12 protein-coding genes are annotated in these 16,129 nt (G+C 66.5%); 8 read left to right on the top strand and 4 right to left on the bottom strand.

Translation table 11 applies throughout. The features are described from left to right. The first annotated feature begins 156 nt into the window (after window positions 1-156). Window positions 157-2,499 carry a DUF6351 family protein gene (locus tag ACLD02_RS03585; protein WP_410297957.1) on the top strand — a complete coding sequence of 781 codons (2,343 nt, stop codon included), beginning with the start codon at window positions 157-159 and terminating at the stop codon, window positions 2,497-2,499. Window positions 2,500-2,810: 311 nt separating this feature from the next. Here ACLD02_RS03585 and ACLD02_RS03590 read toward each other — a convergent pair whose 3' ends face one another. Both ACLD02_RS03590 and ACLD02_RS03595 read right to left on the bottom strand, forming a co-directional pair. Then, entirely contained in the window at window positions 2,811-3,596 is a 786-nt protein-coding gene (locus ACLD02_RS03590) for an aldo/keto reductase (RefSeq protein WP_203103372.1), read from the bottom strand. Continuing rightward, window positions 3,593-4,813 carry an FAD-dependent oxidoreductase gene (locus ACLD02_RS03595; protein WP_410297958.1) on the bottom strand — a complete coding sequence of 407 codons (1,221 nt, stop codon included), beginning with the start codon at window positions 4,811-4,813 and terminating at the stop codon, window positions 3,593-3,595. Before ACLD02_RS03595 ends, ACLD02_RS03590 begins: the two co-directional genes overlap by 4 nt. 139 nt (window positions 4,814-4,952) lie before the next feature. On the opposite strand from ACLD02_RS03595, the gene waaA reads away from it, so the two are divergent. Beyond that, entirely contained in the window at window positions 4,953-6,230 is a 1,278-nt protein-coding gene (gene waaA, locus ACLD02_RS03600) for a lipid IV(A) 3-deoxy-D-manno-octulosonic acid transferase (RefSeq protein ID WP_410297959.1), read from the top strand. Here the strand turns inward: waaA and ACLD02_RS03605 are convergent. After that, window positions 6,176-7,591, bottom strand: coding sequence for a TolC family outer membrane protein (locus ACLD02_RS03605; RefSeq protein ID WP_203103366.1), 1,416 nt, complete (start codon window positions 7,589-7,591; stop codon window positions 6,176-6,178). The two genes, waaA and ACLD02_RS03605, sit on opposite strands and share 55 nt — an antisense overlap. 237 nt (window positions 7,592-7,828) lie before the next feature. On the opposite strand from ACLD02_RS03605, the gene thiC reads away from it, so the two are divergent. The 4 genes from thiC (at window position 7,829) to cpdA (ending at window position 11,785) form a co-directional block, all read left to right on the top strand. Next, window positions 7,829-9,706: a phosphomethylpyrimidine synthase ThiC gene (thiC, locus tag ACLD02_RS03610; RefSeq protein ID WP_338015191.1), complete on the top strand. Its 1,878-nt coding sequence runs from the start codon at window positions 7,829-7,831 to the stop codon at window positions 9,704-9,706. Continuing rightward, on the top strand, window positions 9,699-10,325 hold the full coding sequence (locus ACLD02_RS03615) for an NUDIX domain-containing protein (RefSeq protein WP_203103364.1): 627 nt from the start codon (window positions 9,699-9,701) through the stop codon (window positions 10,323-10,325). The genes thiC and ACLD02_RS03615 overlap by 8 nt, the downstream gene beginning before the upstream one ends. Further along, window positions 10,322-10,777 carry a DUF1249 domain-containing protein gene (locus ACLD02_RS03620; RefSeq protein WP_203103362.1) on the top strand — a complete coding sequence of 152 codons (456 nt, stop codon included), beginning with the start codon at window positions 10,322-10,324 and terminating at the stop codon, window positions 10,775-10,777. Before ACLD02_RS03615 ends, ACLD02_RS03620 begins: the two co-directional genes overlap by 4 nt. Before the next feature lie 180 nt (window positions 10,778-10,957). Then, the gene (gene cpdA / locus ACLD02_RS03625) at window positions 10,958-11,785 is read left to right on the top strand and encodes a 3',5'-cyclic-AMP phosphodiesterase (protein WP_203103360.1); all 828 of its coding nucleotides are present in this window, start codon (window positions 10,958-10,960) and stop codon (window positions 11,783-11,785) included. Here the strand turns inward: cpdA and ACLD02_RS03630 are convergent. Beyond that, on the bottom strand, window positions 11,754-13,406 hold the full coding sequence (locus ACLD02_RS03630) for a Na/Pi cotransporter family protein (RefSeq protein ID WP_410297960.1): 1,653 nt from the start codon (window positions 13,404-13,406) through the stop codon (window positions 11,754-11,756). The genes cpdA and ACLD02_RS03630 overlap by 32 nt on opposite strands. Before the next feature lie 131 nt (window positions 13,407-13,537). Here ACLD02_RS03630 and ACLD02_RS03635 point away from each other — a divergent pair, with 131 nt between their 5' ends. After that, window positions 13,538-14,122, top strand: a complete 585-nt coding sequence (locus tag ACLD02_RS03635; RefSeq protein ID WP_203103356.1) for a YqiA/YcfP family alpha/beta fold hydrolase — start codon at window positions 13,538-13,540, stop codon at window positions 14,120-14,122. A gap of 90 nt (window positions 14,123-14,212) precedes the next feature. Further along, the gene (gene parE / locus ACLD02_RS03640; protein WP_203103354.1) at window positions 14,213-16,099 is read left to right on the top strand and encodes a DNA topoisomerase IV subunit B; all 1,887 of its coding nucleotides are present in this window, start codon (window positions 14,213-14,215) and stop codon (window positions 16,097-16,099) included. Window positions 16,100-16,129 lie beyond the last annotated feature (30 nt).

Below are 16,129 nucleotides of genomic sequence, written 5' to 3' on the forward strand. Positions count from 1 at the left end.
GGGTGAACCAGATACAGTTGCCAGGATTCCACTGCAACAGTCCCGCCACTGTGTCAGCCATTTACGGAAAACTGTATCTGTTATGCCGCCGCCGTCGCTCCTACCTTGAAGCCACCGGGTCATGGCCTGGATAACAACAATATCGAGGAGAGCATCATGTCAGTACGCGTAACGGGCGGCGCGCTCGCGTTGGCGGTCGCCAGTCTGCTTGCCGCCTGCGGCGGCGATTCCAGTTCCAGTTCTTCCGAGGCGGCGCCGTCCGCCAGCCTGCGGGTGGTGTCCAGCGAGCCACAATGGGTTAGTGGCGGTGATGCCCGGGTGGCGGTGCGCGGTGATGCCGACCTGCTGGCCGGGGCGCACCTGCGCCTCAACGGCGAGGATCTGGACACCGAAGGATTCCAGGCCAGCGGCGAAGGCGTCGAGGGGATGGTCCGTGGCCTTGAACAGGGCGACAACGAACTCACGGTCTGGCACCCGGATCACGGTACCCTGGCCCGCCTCACCCTCACCAACTATCCGGTGGAGGGACCGATGTTTTCCGGCCCGCATCAGTACCCCTTTGTGTGCACCACGGTATCCGAGCTGGGCAAGCAGCCGCTGGTGGACACCGATGGCAACGAGGGCTTTCCGGTCTATGACGACCAGAATCAGCAGATCGGGCTGAGCCGCGACTGCGGCATCGAGCCCTACACCGAATACTGGTACCGCACCACCGGCGGCCAGTATCAACCGCTGCCGGATGGCGGTTCCCGCCCGGCGGACATGGCCACCACCATCCTGTCGGACGGCCGCGAGGTGGATTTCGTGGTGCGCTGGGAACGCGGCACCATCAACCGCTTTATCTATTCCATCGCCATGCTCGCCGAGGCCGGCGAGGAAGCCGGTTCCCTGGACACCGGCCTGTGGAACGGGCGCCTGATGTTCCGCTTCCAGGGTGGCGTGGGCATTGGTCACACGCAGGGCAGCATGGATTACAAACGCCGTGCGCTGCAGCCGGATGTGCTCGGCCAGGGCTACGCCATCATTTACTCCACCGGCACCCGCATGAGCGAGCACTACAATATGCAAGTGGGGGGCGAGACCGCGCTGATGGTCAAGGAGCGGTTCCTGGAGGAATACGGCGAGCCACTGTACACGGTGGGGCTGGGCGCCTCCGGCGGTGCCATTCAGCAATACGTGTACGCGCAGAATCACCCGGGTTTGATCGACGCGGCGATTCCGGTGCAAAGCTACCCGGACATGGTCACCCAGACCATCCACATCGGTGACTGCGAGTTGCTTGAGTACTACATGGACGCCACCGACAAGGACAACCCCAAGTGGGCGACCACCAAGAACCGTACCTGGCTGGTGGGCCTCAACGCGGAGGACGACGTGGAAGATCCGCTCTACGCCGCCAAGCAGCAGCTCGGTTATGGCGGCGCGCCGGGTTCCACCGAGTGCGTGGAATCCTGGCGCGGCCTCACGCCCCTGACCATGAATCCCTACTACGGCCAGGCCGACAACCAGGATCAGATGCAGCCGCCGGGTCTGATGGCCACGGTGAACTGGAGCCACTACGACGACCTGCGCAACATCTACGGCGTCGATGGCGACGGCTATCCGCACACCCTGTTCGACAACGTGGGCGTGCAGTACGGCCTGGAATCATTGAACGCGCACCGCATTACCCCGGAGGAATTCCTCGACCTGAATGCCCGGGTGGGGGGTTGGAAGGACCAGAAGGACATGGTGCAGGAAGGCTTCCCGTTCCTGGGCAGCGAGCAGGATGTGATGAACGATCCGTCCATCTTTGACCCCTGGAGCAGCCGCAACATGACCCTGGGCAGCGACCCGTCGTCGCCGGCGCCGCGCACCGAGGGTGACCTGGAAGCCATGAACGGCGCCTACCAGTCCGGGATGGTGTTCCACGGCGAGGCGGAAGGCATTCCGATCATCGATTACCGTCCCTACCTGGAACACGAGCTGGACATGCACAACGTGCATCAGTCCTTCGTGGTGCGCCAGCGCATGCGGGACCATGACGGTGATGCGGACAATCAGGTGATCTGGTTCACCGACGCGCGGCCCGAGGAAAACTACAGCGCGGTTCCCCTGGCTCTGGAGGTGATCGACGACTGGATGGCCAATCTGCGCGCCAACCCGGAAGCCGGCGTGGCCGGCAACAAACCGGAGCTGGCGGTGGATACCTGCTTCGACACCGACGGCAACCTGATCGCCCGGGGCGACGATGTCTGGAACGGCATTCTGGATGAGCAGGACGACGGAGCCTGCACCGCGCACTTCCCGGTCCATTCCACCTCGCGGATCGTCGCCGGCGCGCCGATTCAGGGCGATGTGTTCAAGTGCGCGCTGAAGCCCATGTCGGTGGCCCTGGAGGACGGCACCTACGGCACCTGGCAGCCCACTTCCGACCAGGTGAACCGCCTCAACGCCATCTTCCCCGACGGCGTGTGCGACTACAGCCAGCCCGACCAGGGCCGGCCGGAGGATTTGTGAGATAGCGCCCAGGCGCTTGATCGGGAGAGCTCGATCCTTGTGTCCTCGTCAGGCTCGGGACGCCGGCAACGGTGATGTTTGACGAGTCTCGGCCCCGCTTCGGCGGGGCTTTTTTTGTTGATCGAGCTTTGGCGGGAAATCGATGCGGGAGGTCTCTATCCGGGACGCGGATCTGTGTGGGTGCCTTCCGGGATCGCTCAAGCCATTCCTGGGCGCTCCCGTTTTTGGCATCCCTGCCAAAAAGGGTCCCGGAAGGGCGTCGCGCCCTGAGCCGCGCCCCGGCTGGAGCGAAATTTCCTGCCAAAGCGCGGCTATGCTTCCCCGCAGGCACGTCGGGCCTTGGCGACGTTCTCTTCCAGGTGCGCCGGATTCACGGTGCCGGCGATCACCGCGCCCACGCCCGGCGTGCCCAGCACCAGGTCCAGGCTGGCCTGTACCGGGTCCGGGTGGTCGGCGGCCAGGTGGCCGCTGGCGAAGGCCTTCTTGATCAGAATGCCCTTGCCGTGTTCAGCGGCGTAGTCGATCACCGGCTTTTCGTCGCGCTCGGCCAGGTTGTAGGTGACCATGGCCAGATCGGCGCGGCGCAGGGTTTCCAGGCCGCCTTCCACGGTCTTGGTGGAAACGCCAGTGGCGCGGATTTTCCCTTCCCGTTTCAGATCGTCGAGCACTTCCAGGGTGCCCTGGCGCAGCACCTCCAGATCGTTGCCGTCGGAGTGCACCAGCACGCAATCCAGATAATCGGTGGCCAGCCGGCGCAGGCTGCGTTCCACCGAGGCGCGGGTATGCTCCGGGCTGAAGTCGAAGTGGCTTTGGCCATTGTCGAATTCCTCCCCCACCTTGGAGACGATCACCCAGTGGTGGCGGTCGGTAAGCAGCTCGCCGAGCCGCTCCTCGCTGCGGCCGTAGGCCGGGGCGGTATCGATCAGATTGATGCCCAGGTCCCGGGCACGGGCCAGCAGGTGGCGCACCGCGTCGTCGTCCGGGATGGAGAAGGCGGTGGGGTATTTGACGCCCTGGTCGCGGCCGATCTTCACCGTGCCCAGGCCCAGGGCGCTCACCGTCAGGCCGGTGTCGCCGAGCGCGCGCAGGAAACTCATCCGTGCTCTCCGAAGCAGCGGTACCACTGGGGCTGGCCCACCGGGGCCCGGGGCAGAGCCTCGGGCAACTCGCCCAGGGGCGCGCCGGGGGTCAGGCCGTGCTCGGCCACCAGGGCGTCGACCCGGTCGCCCAGGTCCGGGGCCAGGGTCAGCTTGGTGGGCCAGGTGATGATCAGATCGCGGTCCCGGCGGGCGTAGGCGTTGTCCGGCTTGGCCAGGCCATGCTGGCGCGGCTCGGCGCGGGCCACATCGAGAGTGGCGAAACGGGCGTCGCTGAAATCCAGCCATGGGAACAGGGCGTCCAGCTCGGCGCGGGCGGCGGCGATCTGCTGTTGGTCGCTGCGCTCCACGCCTTTTTCCGCCAGTTCGCCGCCCAGGTACCAGACCAGGTCACCGTCCGGCAGCTCGTGGGTGGTGACGGTGAGACGCGGCTTGTTGCTGGCGCCCACGCAGTGCGCATAGAGCCGGTGCCCCAGCCGGTGCTTGACCAGTACCATTTTCAAGGGCCGGCTCTGAGCCGCTTCGCGGGGAAACAGCCGGCTTTTCTGGGCGTCGGCGAGCAGGGCGGCGTTGCCCTCGCCGGCGGCCAGCACGGTGAGGCGCGGCTCGATGCGCACGCCGTTGATGGATACCGCGCGCAGGCCGTCATCGCTCCATTCCAGCTGGTCCTGGCCCGGTTCGAAGCACAGCAGCCGGTCGCGCACCGGCGCCACCAGCACCCGCAGCAGGCTTTCCGTGTCCACCACCAGATCGTCGAGCCGGTAAACCCGGCCCTTGAAGCGTGGGTTGGCCAGGGCCGAGGGGAACTGGTCACGGCTCAGTTTTTCGATCCGCCCGCGCAGCATCTTGCTGGCGAAGAAACTGGTCATGCGGCTGGCCACGGAGCCGGTGGACCACAGGTTCTGGGTATCGGAGAGCACCCGCAGGCCGCTCAGGTCGACGTTGTCGCGGCCGTCGATGGCGGCACGCCAGCGGTCCGGCATGCCGGCGATCGCCTCGGACTCGCTGGACAGGCCGCCGCCCAGAGCGTATTTCAGGCCGCCGTGGATAATGCCCTGGCTGGCCAGGGTCTGGGCGCCGCCCAGGGTGCCGGTTTCCAGCAGCAGGCACTGGAAGCCGCGGGCCCGCAGGCTGTGCATCAGCCACAGGCCGGCGATGCCGCCGCCGAAGATCAGAATGTCCGGTGTCAGGCTGGGCGCCCGGGCGTTGTCGGTCATGGCTCTACCTCGGTTCAATGCGCGGCTATGCTAGCATAGGAGGGGAAAGACGCTTGCACGCAACACGCTTGCACGTCCGCCCGCGGCGCGTGCAAGCGTGTTGCGTGTTTGCGTGCAGGTGCTCTCCCAAGGATTTTTCATGCGCTCGCTGTACACCCTGCTCTGGTACTTCTCCCTGCCCCTGTTATTCCTGCGCCTGTGGTGGCGCGGCCGGCGCGCGCCCGCCTACCGGCAACGCTGGCGCGAGCGCCTGGCGCTGGGCTACCGGCGCGGCACCCTGAATGGCAGCGTCTGGGTGCACGCGGTGTCCGTGGGCGAGACCCTGGCGGCGGCACCGCTTATCGAGGGGTTACTGGCGGCCCATCCGGACACGCCTCTGGTGGTGACCACCACCACCCCCACCGGCTCGGAGCGGGTGCGTGCTTTGTTCGGCGAGCGCGTCACCCATGTTTACTGCCCCTGGGAATTGCCCGGTGCCTACCGGCGTTTCCTGGATGCTTTCGATCCCCGCCTGGTGGTGATCCTGGAAACCGAGCTGTGGCCGAATCTGTGCGCCGCCGCCAAGGCCCGGGGGGCGAAACTGCTGCTGATGAACGGCCGGCTTTCGGAGAAAAGCTACCGGGGCTACGCCAGGCTGCCGCGCCTGGTGCGGCCGATGCTGGCGCGTTTCGACACCCTGGCGGTGCAGACCGAAGCGGAGGCCCGCCGCTTCGAGGCATTGGGCGCGAGCCGGTCGCGGCTGGTGGTCAACGGCAGCGTCAAATTCGACCTGACCCTGGACGACGCGGTGCGTGAACGGGCCGCCGCGTTGCGCGTGCCCTGGGGCGAGCGGCCGGTGTGGATCGCCGCCAGCACCCACCCGGGCGAGGACGAGATCGTGCTGGCTTCCCACCGGCGCTTGCGGGCCACGCATCCGGACGCCCTGCTGATTCTGGTGCCGCGCCATCCGGAGCGCTTCGACGACGTCGCCGCCCTGGTACGGCGAGCCGGCCTGGGGCTCGCCCGCCGCAGCCGGCAGGAGGCGGTGGACGACGGCGTCGCGGTTTACCTGGCGGACACCATGGGTGAGCTGCTGATGCTGTTCGGCGCCGCCGATCTGGCCTTCGTGGGCGGCTCCCTGGTGCCGGTGGGTGGTCACAACCTGCTGGAGCCGGCGGCCTGGGGCAAGCCGGTGCTGACCGGGCCCCATCTGCACAATTTCACCGCCATCGCCGCCCTGCTGGACGAAGCCGGAGCGCTCTCGGTGGTGTCGGGAGAGGAGCAACTGGCGGCGACGCTGGCCGCCCTTCACGACGACGCCGGCGAGCGCCGGCGTCGGGGGGAAGCGGCGGCCGGGGTGGTGGCCGCCAATCGGGGCGCGCTTCAGCGCGGGCTGAACATTTGCGCTTCGCTCTGGCCTTCCAGGTCCGGGTTGTAAAGATCCAGGGTCTCCTGGCCGGACAGCCACTCGTTCACCGCCACCAGATCCTCCACGTCCAGTTCGCCGGCGGCGGACTTCAGCGTCAGGGTATCCAGGATGTAGTCGTAGCGGGCATTGGCGTAGTCGCGCTGGGCGGCGTACAGGGCCTGTTGGGCGTTGAGCACGTCGACCACGTTGCGGGTGCCCACCTCATAGCCGGACTGGGTGGCTTCCAGGGCGGAGCGGGCGGAACGGATCGCCTGCTTGCGGGCCTGCACGCGCAGGGCGTCCGCTTCCACGGTGCGGTAGGAGGTGCGCGCCTGCTGGCTGATGTCGCGGATCGCCTGCTCGTATTGCTGCTGGGCGGCGTCCGCTTGCAACGCGGCCTGCTTGCGCTGGCTGTTCAGGCCGCCGCCGCGGAACAGCGGCATGCTCACTTCGATACCCACCTGGGTGCCGTGGTTGTCCGGCGTGATACCGGTGCTGCCGCTGCCCACGGCGGCGCCGGAATCGTCGTCCGGGTCGGTGTGGTTGTGGGTGTAGCTGCCCACCAGTTGCACCTGGGGCATCATGGCGCCGAACTGGCGGTCGGCGGTGAAGCCGGCGGCCTTGGCGTTGTACTGGGCGGCCAGGATCTGCGGGTTCTGGTAAGCGGCCTTGTCGATCCAATCGGTCATGACCGCCGGCTCCGGCCCGGCCATGGGCAGCTCCTCGCGCAGTTCCGCCAGGGTTTCCCACTGACGGCCGGTGAGGGTCTCGAGCTGGTCCCGGGCGATCTCGAATTCCTGGCGGGCGACGATCAGGTTCACCCGGGTCAGGTCATAGGCGGCCTGGGCTTCTTCCACGTCGGTGCTGGGCACCAGGCCCACGTCGAAGCGTTCCTGGGTCTGTTCCAGCTGGCGGCCGATGGCCTTCTCCTCGGCCTGGGCGGAGACCAGGGTGTCCCAGGCGCGCAGCACGCCGAAGTAGCCCTGGGCGGTGCGCAGCACGAAGTCCTGGCGGGCCTGGTAGAAATTGGCCTGGGCCACGGAGGTGAATGCCTTGGCTTCCTTGTAGCCGTAGAAGGCGTCCAGGCGGAACAGCGGCTGGGCCAGGGTCACGGTGGTGGCCTCGCTGTCATACTCGAGATCAACGTCGCCGTCCTCGATGGTGCGATCGTTCCGGTAGCTGCCGTAGGAGGCGTCGAGGGTCGGCAGCAAGGCGGCGCGGCCCTGTACCAGGGTTTCCTGCTCCGCTTCCCAGGTCTTGCGATCGGCGCGCCAAGTGCCATCGTAATCCCAGGCCGCATTGGCCACGTCGGTGAGATCGGCGGCCTGGACGGCGCCGGTGGCCAGCAGGGCCATCAGCATGCCGAGGGGCGTTAGGGAACTGCGCTTCATGGGTTCATCCACCGTGTTTAGGGTTCTTGGAAAGCTGAACTGGGCAGTATGGTAATAGTAAGTCCACCGGATTGACACTCCCGCCCGACCGGAATGCCGCCGTGTCGCGGTTGTTCGGCTTTGACACCGTGGCTATAGTGGGGCCTGCCGCCGACCTCCCCCCGTGGGCCGTCCGCCGGACGGGTTCCGGGAGCGGGGCGTCTTCCTCCCTATTCATACGCAGCCTGGAGGCCGAACGTGCCCGACGAGCAACGTCACGCCGTACCCAATGCCATCGACGAAGCCTGCCAGCCTATCGCGGGTTCGCGAAAAATTTATGTGACCGGCAGCCGGGCCGATATCCGGGTGCCGATGCGGGAAATCCGCCAACAGCCCACGCCTCTGGCGGACGGGAAGTTCGAGGATAACCCGCCGCTGGCGGTTTATGATACCTCCGGTCCCTACACCGACCCGGACGCCAGCATCGATGTGCGCCAGGGCCTGCCCGCCCTGCGTGGTGCCTGGATCGAGGAACGGGGCGACAGTGAGCAACTGGATGGCCTGACCAGTGAATTCGGCCGTCGCCGCGCCCGCGACATCGCCACCGAGGGATTGCGGTTTCCGCATGTGCGCGCGCCGCGCCGCGCCCGTGCCGGCGCCAATGTATCTCAGATGCACTATGCCCGGCAGGGCATCATCACGCCGGAGATGGAGTTCATCGCCATCCGTGAAAATCAGCGGCTGCGCGAGCACCGCGAGGCGGGGCTGCCCACCGGCCAGCATCCGGGGCAGAGCTTTGGCGCCGCGATTCCCGATGAGATCACGCCGGAATTCGTGCGCGACGAGGTGGCGCGCGGTCGGGCGGTGATCCCGGCCAACATCAACCACCCGGAAATCGAGCCGATGATCATCGGCCGCAATTTCCTCACCAAGATCAACGCCAATATCGGCAACTCCGCGGTCACTTCGTCCATCGAGGAAGAGGTGTCCAAGATGACCTGGGCCACCCGCTGGGGTGGCGATACGGTGATGGATCTGTCCACCGGCCAGAACATCCACGAAACCCGCGAGTGGATTCTGCGCAACTCGCCGGTGCCGATCGGTACCGTGCCGATCTACCAGGCCCTGGAAAAGGTCAACGGCATCGCCGAGGACCTGACCTGGGAGATCTATCGCGACACGCTGATCGAACAGGCGGAGCAAGGCGTCGATTACTTCACCATCCACGCCGGCGTGCTGCTGCGCTACGTGCCGATGACCGCCAATCGCACCACCGGCATCGTGTCGCGCGGTGGCTCGATCATGGCCAAGTGGTGCCTGGCGCATCATACGGAGAGTTTCCTCTATACCCACTTCGAGGAAATTTGCGAGATCATGAAGGCCTATGACGTCACCTTCAGCCTGGGCGACGGTCTGCGCCCCGGGTCCCTGGCGGACGCCAACGACGAGGCCCAGTTCTCCGAGCTGCGCACCCTCGGCGAACTCACCAAGATTGCCTGGAAGCATGACGTGCAGGTGATGATCGAGGGCCCCGGCCATGTGCCGATGCACATGATCAAGCAGAACATGGACGAGCAGCTCAAGCACTGCGACGAGGCGCCGTTCTATACGCTTGGGCCGTTGACTCTTGATATTTCCCCGGGCTACGACCACATCAGCAGCGCCATCGGCGCCGCCATGATCGGCTGGTACGGCACCGCCATGCTCTGCTACGTGACGCCCAAGGAGCACCTCGGGCTGCCCAACCGGGAAGACGTGAAGGAAGGCATCATTACCTACAAGATCGCCGCCCACGCCGCCGATCTGGCCAAGGGCCACCCGGGTGCCCAGCTTCGTGACAACGCGTTGTCCAAGGCGCGCTTCGAATTCCGCTGGGAAGATCAGTTCAACCTGGGGCTGGACCCGGACCGGGCGCGGGCCTTCCACGACGAGACCCTGCCCAAGCAGGCGCACAAGGTGGCGCATTTCTGCTCCATGTGCGGGCCCAAGTTCTGTTCCATGAAGATCAGCCAGGAGGTACGCGATACCTATGGTGATGGTCGTGCCCAGGTGGCGGAGGCGGAAGCCGGCATGGAAGAGAAGTCCCGGGAGTTTCGTGACAAGGGAGCGGAGATTTATCACAAAGCCCATGAATGATCCGAAACCGGTCTTCACCGTCAAGGACGTGGAAATCCTGGAACGGGAAACCCCGTTCCAGGGCTTTTTCCGGGTCGAGCGGCTGACTCTGCGTCACCGCCATTACGAGGGCGGCTGGGGCGCGCCGGTCACGCGTGAACTGTTCGTGCGTCCGCCGGCGGCGGCGGTGCTGCCCTATGATCCGGTGCGTGGCGAAATTCTGCTGGTCGAGCAATTTCGCGTCGGCGCGCTGGAGTGGCGCGACACCCCCTGGTGCCTGGAGCTGGTGGCCGGCCTCGCCGATAAGGAAGGCGAGCCGGTGGCCGATCTGGTGCGCCGCGAAGCGTTCGAGGAAGCCGGCGTGGAAATCGGCGATCTGCGCCCGGTGGCCCATTACATGCCCAGCCCCGGCGGTTCCAACGAGCGGCTCCGGGTGTTTGTCGGCCAGGCGGATTTGAGCGAGGCCGGCGGCATCCACGGTGTCGCCGACGAAGGGGAGGACATTCGCGTGGTGGTGCAGCCGGTGTCCGCCATCGAGTCGTTGCTCCAGAGTGGCCGGGTGGACAATGCCGCCTCGCTGATCGCCCTGCAATGGCTGCTGTTGCACCGTGACGCTCTGGACCGGGAGTGGCGCCCGTGAGTGGCGCGCGCCGCTACCGGCTGGACTTTCGCGACCTGATGGCTCAATGCGAGTCCAACTACGCGCGCCTGCAGCCGCTGCTGCGGGCCCTGGGCGAGCGCGACAGCCTGGACCTGACCTTGGGCCGCGAGCGCGTTCGCACGGTGTCGATCCAGGTGCTGGAGCGTTCCCCCTACACCACCACCCTGCGCCTGCAGGACCAGGCGGTGCACGATGCCATGCCGGCGCCCCGGCTCACCGTGCGCCTCTACCACGATGCCCGCCTGGCGGAAGTCACCGAGGCAAGCCCGTTCCGGCGTGTGCAGGCCCGCTATCCCTATCCCAATTCGCACATGCATCAGCGTGACGAGAAGGCCCAGTGGAACCGCTTCCTGGGAGAATGGCTCAGCCATGTGCGCGATCACGGGCACGACACCGCCGAGCCCTGGCGCCGTTCCGGCACCGGGGATTGACGGCGGCTGCTTTTCGGAGTGCGTAATGGTTCCTGAAACGGGAACCCCCTTCTGGCAAACCGCCACTATCTTAGATATAACCGTATGTCCGCCGGCCTCCAAGGGGAGGAGACCGGTATCGCCGCCTGGGAACGCCGGCATCAACGACGACGACCTGAAATAACGAGAACGCGGGGGATCATGAACGACGGGAGCGGGGCTTTGACGCAACCGGTGAGACCGCTGCGCGTGGTGCAGCTATCCGACTTTCACCTCTTCGCCGATCCGCAGGGCTGTCTGCTGGGGCTGAACACCCAGTTCAGTCTGGATAAGGTGCTGGAGCGGGTGCGACAGGAGCAGGCCGCGCCGGACCTGGTGGTGGCCACCGGCGACCTGTCCCAGGACGGTTCCTTCGAATCCTATCAGCGCCTGGAGCGGACCCTGGCGGAATTGCCGGCGCCCATCTACTGGCTGGAAGGCAACCATGACAAGCCGGCCCCCATGATGCGTGCCCTCAAGGACCATGAAGCGCGCATCAGCCCCTGTGTCGCCGAGCTGGGCAGCTGGACCCTGGTGCTGCTCGATTCCACCATCCCCGGCGAGGTGCCCGGTGACCTGTTCGAGGAGGACCTGGCCTTCCTCGACCGGGCCCTGTCCGAAGCCCGCGGCGAGCACCTGCTGGTGTGCCTGCACCATCACCCTGTGCCGATGAACAGCCGCTGGCTGGATACCCAGCTGGTCGGCAGCGCCGAGCGCTTCTTCAAGGTCATCGATGCCCACCCCCGGGTGCGCGGCATTCTCTGGGGGCATGTGCACCAGGAATATGACGGCCACCGTAATGGGGTGCGCTTGCTGTCGGTGCCGAGCACCTGCGTGCAGTTCAAACCCGGCAGCGATGACTTCGCCGTGGACGACGCCAACCCCGGTTACCGCTGGCTGGACCTGTACCCCGACGGCGGCATCGAAACCGCCGTCAGCCGGGTGGAAGGCATCGACTTCAAGGTCGATTTCTCCGTGAAGGGCTACTGAACGCCGGCCCGTCCGGTTCCTCGAATTCCAGCGTTGAAAACGCCACCGCGCAGAACAACGAGTTCAGTCTTTTCATGTCGCCAATCAGTTCCAGGTGCAGGGAACTGGTCTCGATGCTCTGCACCACCCGGCGGTGCAGACGTTCCAGATGGGCGTGGGAGAGCTGGCGCTGGCGGTCCCGGAAGCGGTCCTTCTCGATCAGCAGCTGGCGGGCGCTTTCCGGGTCGCCGTCGAGAAACACGGACAGGCCCAGGCGCAGGTTGTCATGCAGCTGCCCGTGCAGATCGATCAGTTCCCGCAGGCCGCTGTCGGAGAATGCCCGGCGCCGGGCGGTCTTGCGGTCGCGGACCTTCTCCATCATGTGCTCGATCTGGTCGCCGGCCTGCTCCAGGTTGATGCTCATCTCCATTACCTGGGACCAGCGATGCTGGTCGGTGTCGTGCAGTTGCTCCCGGGACACCCGGGCCAGATACAGCTTGATGCCGGTGTAGAGCGCGTCCAGTTCGTCGTCCTGACGGCCCAGGTCCCGGGCCGGGCCGGGGCGTTCGTCGCGCAGCGCCTCGAGGATGGCATCAAGCATCGCTTCCACGGTGTCGCCCATGCGCAGCACCTCCCGGGTGGCGTTGGCCAGGGCCAGCCGTGGCCGGTCCAGGGCCGCCGGGTCCAGATGGCGGGGCCGGGGAGCGTCGCCGTGACTACCTGAGTCCGGCATCAAACGGGTGGTGAAGCGCGCCATGACACCGGTGAACGGCAGCAACAGCAGGCAGCGGGCGCCATTGTAGACGACATGAAAGCCGATCACCCGGTCCTGATCGTCGAACGGCAGGGTAGTCAGCCAGTCCGCCAGCCAGGGTACCGCTGGCAGCACCAGGGCCAGCCCGAGCAGCTTGAACAGCAGGTTGCCCAGGGTCACGCGCCGGCCGGCGGCATTGTGCAGGCTGGTATTCATCAGTGCCAGCAGGCCGCTGCCCACGTTGGCGCCCACCACCAACGCCAGGGCCACCGGCAGCGGCAATACCCCGGCGGCGGCCAGGGTGGCGGTGAGCAGCACCGCCGCCAGGCTCGACCAGGTGAGCATGGCGAACAGGGCGCCGACCACGGCGTCCAGCATCAGGTCGCCGGTGAGGGACTGGAACAGCACCTGCACGCCCCGGGCCTCGGTGATCGGGGCCATGGCGTCGATGATCAACTCCAGGGCCAGCAGGATCAGCCCCAGGCCGATGGCCACCCGCCCCAGCTGGCCGGCACGGCTCTGCTTGCGAGACAGAAACAGGGGCACGCCGACGATCACCAGCAGCGGCCACAGCCATGACAGGTCCAGGGTCAGCACCCGGGCCATCACCGCGGTGCCCAGGTCGGCGCCCAGCAGAATCGCCAGGGCGGTGGCCAGGGGCATCAGCCGGTCGGCCACGAAACCGCTGGCCAGCAGGGCGGTGGCGTTGCTGCTTTGCACCAGCGCGGTGACGCCGGTGCCGGCGGCGAACGCCAGCGGTCGGTTCAGGCGGCCGCCCAGCAGGCGCCGCAGGCGCGCGCCATACACCCGCAGCACGCCTGTGCGGACGATGTGGGTGCCCCATACCAGCAGGGCCACCGCGGAAACCAGGTGCAGCAGGGTCATCATGGTGGTGCCGGCCTCCCGCTCCTTCGGATGGTCATCGCACCGTTATAACACGTCGCCGGCATTGGCCGCCGCCGACGCGGCGGGTACCCTTGGTGCCCGTGACCGATCCCGACGCCCAGGATGGACCCCCGATGAGTCAGACCGCTCTTTCCCTCGTTTACATCCATGGCTTCAACAGCTCGCCGGCGTCATTCAAGGCCGGCGTATTGCGCGACGTGTTCGAGCGCGCCGGTGCCGGCGAGCGCCTGTATATCCCGGCGCTGCCGCCGGAGCCGCGCCGCGCCATGGCAACCCTGGAGGCGACCCTGGCCGCCGCGGGGCCCTGCGCGCTGCTGGGGTCGTCCCTGGGGGGCTTCTATGCCACCTGGCTGGCGGAGCACCATGATCTGCGCGCGGTGCTGGTCAATCCGGCGGTGCGGCCCTGGCGACTACTGGACAAATACACAGGTATCAATCATAACTATCACACCGGCGAAGCCTATGAGCTGGACCCGGCCTGGGTGGAACAACTACGCCACTACGCGGTGCCGGAGCCGGGCAAACCCGAGCAGTTGCTGCTGCTCACCCAGACCGGCGACGAGTCCCTGGACTGGCGCGAGGGCTGGGAATACTACGCCGACTGTCACCTCTACCGGGGACTGGGTGGCAGCCACGGCTTTGATGACTTCGACGCCTTTATTCCGCTAGTGTTGCGCTTTTGCGGAATAGAGCTTTAAACCGCCTGACGCTGGACGCCAGACGCCGGACGCTTGAATTGCCCGGCGCCTGGCGTCCGGCATCAAGCGTCAAGCGCATTTAGGAAATCTATGAGCAACGCCTACACCTCCGAGAACATCGAGGTCCTCTCGGGCCTGGAACCGGTGCGCAAACGCCCGGGCATGTACACCGACACCAGCCGCCCCAACCACCTGATCCAGGAAGTGGTCGACAACTCCGTGGACGAGGCCCTGGCCGGCCACGCCAAGAGCATCCGCGTCACGCTGCTGGCGGACGGTGGCATTGAAGTGGAAGACGATGGCCGCGGCATGCCCGTGGACCCGCACCCGGTGCAGAAGAAGCCCGGCGTGGAAGTGATCCTCGCCACCCTGCACGCCGGCGGCAAGTTCTCCAACAAGAACTACCAGTTCTCCGGCGGCCTGCACGGGGTCGGCGTGTCGGTGGTCAACGCCCTTTCGAAAAAGCTGGAAGTGCTGGTCAAGCGCGACGGTCAGTTGCACCGCATGGAATTCGGCGGCGGTGAGAAGGTCAGCGACCTGGAAGTGGTCGACACGGTGGGCAAGCGCAACACCGGCACCATCATGCGCTTCTGGCCGGACGAGAAATATTTCGATTCACCGAAGATTTCGGTATCGCGTCTGCGCCACCTGCTGCGCGCCAAGGCAGTGCTGTGCCCGGGGCTGAACGTGACCCTGGACAACAAGCAGACTGGCGAAAGCGAAACCTGGGAATTCGCCGACGGCCTGGTGGAATACCTGGTGGACAGCACCCGGGGCTGGGAGCGGGTACCGTCGGAGCCGTTCGATGGCGCCATGAGCGGCGACACCGAGGCGGTGGACTGGGCGGTGCTGTGGCTGCCGGAAGGCGGCGAGCTGGTCACCGAGTCCTATGTGAACCTGATTCCCACCGCCCAGGGCGGCACCCACGTGAACGGCCTGCGCTCCGGCCTGCTGGAGGCGATGCGCGAGTTCTGCGAATTCCGCAACCTGCTGCCGCGCGGCGTCAAGCTGACCCCCGAGGACATCTGGGACCGGGCCTGTTACGTGCTCAGCGTGAAAATGCAGGACCCGATGTTCGCCGGCCAGACCAAGGAGCGGCTCAGCTCCCGGCAGACCGCGCCGTTCGTGTCCGGGGTGGTCAAGGACGCCTTCTCCCTGTGGCTCAACCAGCACACCGACGAGGCCGAGCGCCTCGCCGAGCTGTGCATCAACAACGCTCAGAAGCGCCTGCGGGCCGCCAAGAAAGTGACCCGCAAGAAAGTGGTCAGCGGCCCGGCGCTGCCCGGCAAACTGGCGGACTGCACCAGCGACGATCCGGCCCAGACCGAAATTTTCCTGGTCGAAGGGGACTCCGCCGGCGGCTCCGCCAAGCAGGCCCGCGACCGGGTCTACCAGGCGATCATGCCGCTGCGCGGCAAGATCCTGAACACCTGGGAAGTGGACCCGGGGGAAGTGCTGGGCAGCCAGGAAATCCACGACATCGCCGTGGCCCTGGGCATCGAGCCGGGCAGCGACGATCTCACCGGCCTGCGCTACGGCAAGGTGTGCATCCTCGCCGACGCGGACTCCGACGGGCTGCACATCGCCACCCTGCTGTGCGCCCTGTTCCTGCGTCACTTCCCGTCGCTGGTGCGCGGCGGCCACGTGTTCGTGGCGATGCCGCCGCTGTACCGCATCGACGTGGGCAAGGACGTCTATTACGCCCTCGACCAGGAGGAGCGCGCCGGCGTGCTCGACCGCATCAAGGCGGAGAAAAAACGCGGCAAGGTCAGCGTCACCCGCTTCAAGGGGCTCGGTGAGATGAGCCCCCTGCAGCTACGCGAGACCACCATGGCCCGGGACACCCGCCGCCTGGTACGCCTGAGCGTGGATGGCGCTGACGATACCCATCAGCTGATGGACATGCTGCTGAGCAAAAAGCGCGCCTCCGACCGCAAGGTCTGGCTGGAACAGAAAGGCAACCTGGCCGAAGTATAAAGGCGCTTGCACGCGACACGCTTACACGCT

Origin of the sequence: Alloalcanivorax sp. C16-2, from assembly GCF_046507615.1 — a bacterium.
GTDB classification, from domain to species: domain Bacteria; phylum Pseudomonadota; class Gammaproteobacteria; order Pseudomonadales; family Alcanivoracaceae; genus Alloalcanivorax; species Alloalcanivorax marinus_A.